We start from the raw sequence: 3,796 nt of genomic DNA, 5'->3' as shown, positions 1-3,796 counted from the left end.
GGCGCGGGCCCGCCCCCCTGCGCGTCCGACCGGCCGACGGCCGCCACCGGCGCAGCGCGGCCGTCAGGCACGCGGGGCCTGTCCTACCCCCGCAGGCGCTCCGCCTCCGCCCGGTAGCCGGCCGCCCGCTCGGCCTCGCCGAGCTCCTGGTGGAAGTCCGCCAGCGCGTCCAGGACCCGCAGTTCGTCCGCGGCCGAGTGCCGGGCGCGGGCACCGTCGAGGGCGGCCCGGTAGTGCGGCGCGGCCTCCTCCGGCCGACCGGCCGCGCGCAGGGCGGTGGCGAGTTCGAAGGCGGTGCGGGAGGCCATCCGGGCCCGCCGGAGCTCGGTGGCGACCCGGTGCGCCTCGGTGAGCAGGGTGACGGCACGGCCGGGGTCGCCGAGGGCGAGGGCGGCACGGCCGAGCAGGTAGGTCTGGAGCATCGCGCCGTAGGTGTTGCCGATGGCGAGGTGCTCGGCGCGGGCCGCCTCGAAGTCGGGAACGGCGGCGGCCCAGTCGCCCTGGACGGAGGCCAGCTTGCCGCGGAACTCGACTGCGGAGGCGCGGAGCTTGCGCTCCGGCTCGGTGGAGCCGAGCAGTTCGGCGCGGTGGACGGCGCCCCGCAGCTGCTCGGCGGCCTCCTGGTAGCGGCGCTGTTCCCAGAGCGGGCGGGCGAGCTGGCAGCGCATCCGGACGGCGGCGAGCGGGTCCTCGGACCGGTCGGCGCCGGCGACGCCGAGGGTGAAGGCGTCGATCACGTCGGCGTAGTGCTGGTGGTCGAGGAAGTGCGTCCACAGCGGTTCGCACAGGGCGACGGCGTCGGCGTCCAGGCCGTCCTCGTGGGCGATGCGCACGCAGCCGTACAGGGCGAGGTGCTCGCGCTCCAGCCAGTGCAGGGCCTCGTGCGGGGAGGCGAACGACAGGTCGGGCGTCTCGGCGAGCCCCGGCTCGTCGACCGGGGGCCGGGCCACCACCAGGCGCGGACCGGCCGCGACCAGGTCCGCGTGGGCGGCCTGCCGCCGGTACCAGCGGACCAGGCGGCGCCGAGCGGCCGGGACGTCCTCGGCGGAGCCTTGGGACCGCCGCGCGGCATGCCCGCGGATCAGGTCGTGCAGCCCCCGTCCGTCGGGCCGCGACAGCAGCAGTCCGGCCTCGTCCAGTTCCTCCAGTGCGTCCTGCGCGGTCTGTGCGCCGCCGCCCAGCAGGGCCGCGGCCGCCCCGACCGTGACCACCGGCCCCGGGTGGTGCGGCAGCAGCCGGTAGAGCCGGGCCGCCCCGGGGCTCAGGCTCGCGTACGCGGCGTCCCAGACGGCTTCCACCACGGGCACTCCCTCCCGGTCCAGCTCGGCCGTCAACTCCTCCATGAGCCTGCGCAGTTCGCGGTTGCGGTAGCGGCGCACCCAGCGCCCGGCGACGTGCAGCGCGGCGGGCAGCCCGGCGCAGCGGCGGGCGAGTTCGGCGGCGGCCTCGGGGTCTGCGGCGAGCCGGGGGTCGGAGACGGTGGCGCGCAGCAGGCCGGTGGCGTCCTCGCCGTCGAGCGGGCCGAGGGGCAGTTCGACGGCGCGGGTGCCGTCGAGGTCGTGGAGGCGGCCGTGGCTGGTGACGATGACGATGCCGCCGGCCGAGGAGGGCAGCAGTGGCAGCACCTCGGCGCCGCTGCGGGCGTTGTCGAGGACGAGCACCAGGCGCTTGTCCTGGCTGGCGGTCCAGTAGCGGCGGCGCCGGTCGGCGTAGCCGGGCGGGAGCACCGCATCGGGGTCGAGGCCCCGGGTCAGCTCGCCGAGGGCGTCGGCGAGCTCGACGACGCCGTCCCGCCGCAGGTCGTCGAGGTCGAGGTGGAGGATGCCGTCCGGGCAGCGGCCGTGCTCGCGCAGGGAGCGGGCGAGCCGGAAGCCGAGGGCGGTCTTGCCGATGCCGCCCATGCCGCTGAGGGCGACCACCAGCGGGCCGCCGGCCTCGGGCGCCTCGGACGTGGCGGCGAGGACCTGCTCCTGCTCGCCGGTCCGGTCGGCGAAGTGGGGCAGTTCGGGCGGCAGCTGCCAGGGGATTTCGGGCGGCGCCTGCTGGGTCAGGTTCAGTTGCTCGATGGTGTGCGCCTGGATGATGGCGCCGGCGCGCACCTGCCCGTCCACGCGGTTCGTGTTCTCCTTGGCCACCCGTCAACTCTAGGGCCTGCCGGCCGGCCGGACGCGGCTTGACCTCTTTGGGGTTGACCACCCTCCGCGAGAGGTCTATACCAGTGAGGGCCTTCGGCAACTACCCGCCGCCGACGGCCCGTTCGGCCGCCACGCCACCCCCACACCCGGCGCGAGCAGGCCTCCTCCCCCACTGCCGGTTCCTGGAAGGGCTTCCCATGGAACGCGCTCATACCCCACAGCACACCGCACGGCCTCCGCTCGGGCGCCGCGCCGCGCTCGCCGTGGCCGGCACGCTCGGCCTGGTCGCCGGCGGCGTCGCCGCCCTGGCGGGCACCGGTTCCGCCGCCGCGGACACCGACGGCGCCACCACCGCCGGAGGGCTCGGCAGCAACTGGTACGCCTCGGCGCCGTACCTGATGCCCGAGGACAACAGCCCGCCGGACGCCGCCGCCGTCATGGACGCCACCGGTCAGAAGGCCTTCCAGCTGGCGTTCGTCCTGGCCCAGGGCAACAGCTGTTCGCCCGCCTGGGGCGGCACCTCCTCCATCGACACCGACACCACCATGCCGGGCGTCATCCAGACCGTCCGCGGCAAGGGCGGGGACGTCTCGGTGTCGGTCGGCGGGTACGGCGGCACCAAGCTGGGCCAGGTCTGCGGCACCCCCGAGGCGACCGCCGCCGGCTACCAGAAGGTGATCACCAAGTACGGCCTCAAGGCGATCGACTTCGACCTGGAGGAACCGGAGTACGAGAACACCGCGGCCATCCACAACGAGATCGGCGCGGCGAAGATCCTCCAGCAGAACAACCCCGGCCTGTACGTCTCGATCACCACCGCCGGCACCAACGCGGGAACCGGCTGGTTCGGCACCCAGATGCTGGGCGAGGCCAAGTCGCAGGGCTTCACGCCGGACAACTACTCGATCATGCCGTTCGACGGCGGCTTCAACGGCGCCGCGGCGCAGACCGACGCGCTGGTGAAGTTCAACGCGATCCTCCAGACCACCTTCGGCTGGAACGAGGCCACCGCGTACGCCCACGAGGGCGTGTCGCTGATGAACGGCCGCACCGACGCCGCCGAGTACTTCCACCAGTCCGACTTCCAGACCGTGCTGGACTTCGCCACCGCGCACGGCCTGGCCCGGTACACCTACTGGTCGGTCAACCGGGACCGCCAGTGCGCGGGCAACGTCGACCCGGGGCTGTCCGGCTCCTGCTCCAGCGTGGTGCAGAACGACTGGGACTTCACCCGGTACACGGTGAAGTTCGCCGGGGCGACCCCGCCCACCACGACCCCGAGCTCCTCGCCGACCGGCCCGGGCACCCCGGGCGCCTGCACCGCCCCGGCGTGGAGCGCGAGCACCACCTACAACGGCGGCGCCAAGGTCTCGTACAACGGGCACGCCTACCACGCCAAGTGGTGGACGCTGAACGAGGTGCCGAGCGCCAGTGGCCAGTGGGGCGTCTGGGCCGACGACGGGCCCTGCTGACGGAACCTCGTCCCGCTGCGGGCGGGGGCCCGGGGTCTCACGACCCCTGGGCCCCGGCCCGCAGCAGCGCAGTCACTCCCCGGCGAACCGCTCCCGCAGCTCGGCCAGCACCTCCGCCGCCTCCGGCAGCCCGGCCGCCTCGCAGCGCGCGATGCCGGCGGTCAGCCGGGCCACCGCCGCCTCGGTGCG

General features: G+C 75.1%; 2 protein-coding genes. One reads left to right on the top strand and one right to left on the bottom strand.

Annotation, left to right across the window (positions count from 1 at the left end; genetic code table 11):
- Positions 1–83: 83 nt before the first annotated feature.
- Positions 84–2,135: an NB-ARC domain-containing protein gene (locus KS423_RS40750; protein WP_224284771.1), complete on the bottom strand. Its 2,052-nt coding sequence runs from the start codon at positions 2,133–2,135 to the stop codon at positions 84–86.
- Positions 2,136–2,332: 197 nt separating this feature from the next.
- On the opposite strand from KS423_RS40750, the gene KS423_RS40745 reads away from it, so the two are divergent.
- Positions 2,333–3,607 carry a carbohydrate-binding protein gene (locus KS423_RS40745; protein WP_224284770.1) on the top strand — a complete coding sequence of 425 codons (1,275 nt, stop codon included), beginning with the start codon at positions 2,333–2,335 and terminating at the stop codon, positions 3,605–3,607.
- Positions 3,608–3,796: the final 189 nt, after the last annotated feature.

It is taken from the genome of Streptomyces sp. LS1784 (assembly GCF_020103755.1).
Taxonomy (GTDB): Bacteria; Actinomycetota; Actinomycetes; order Streptomycetales; family Streptomycetaceae; genus Kitasatospora.
Note: the sequence above shows the minus strand (reverse complement) of the source record. Positions and strands in the feature narration are given on the sequence as shown.

Excerpts from the sequence above, each read along its gene's own strand:
- KS423_RS40745 (WP_224284770.1), top strand. The coding sequence starts at position 2,333 with ATGGAACGCGCTCATACCCCACAGCACACCGCACGGCCTCCGCTCGGG.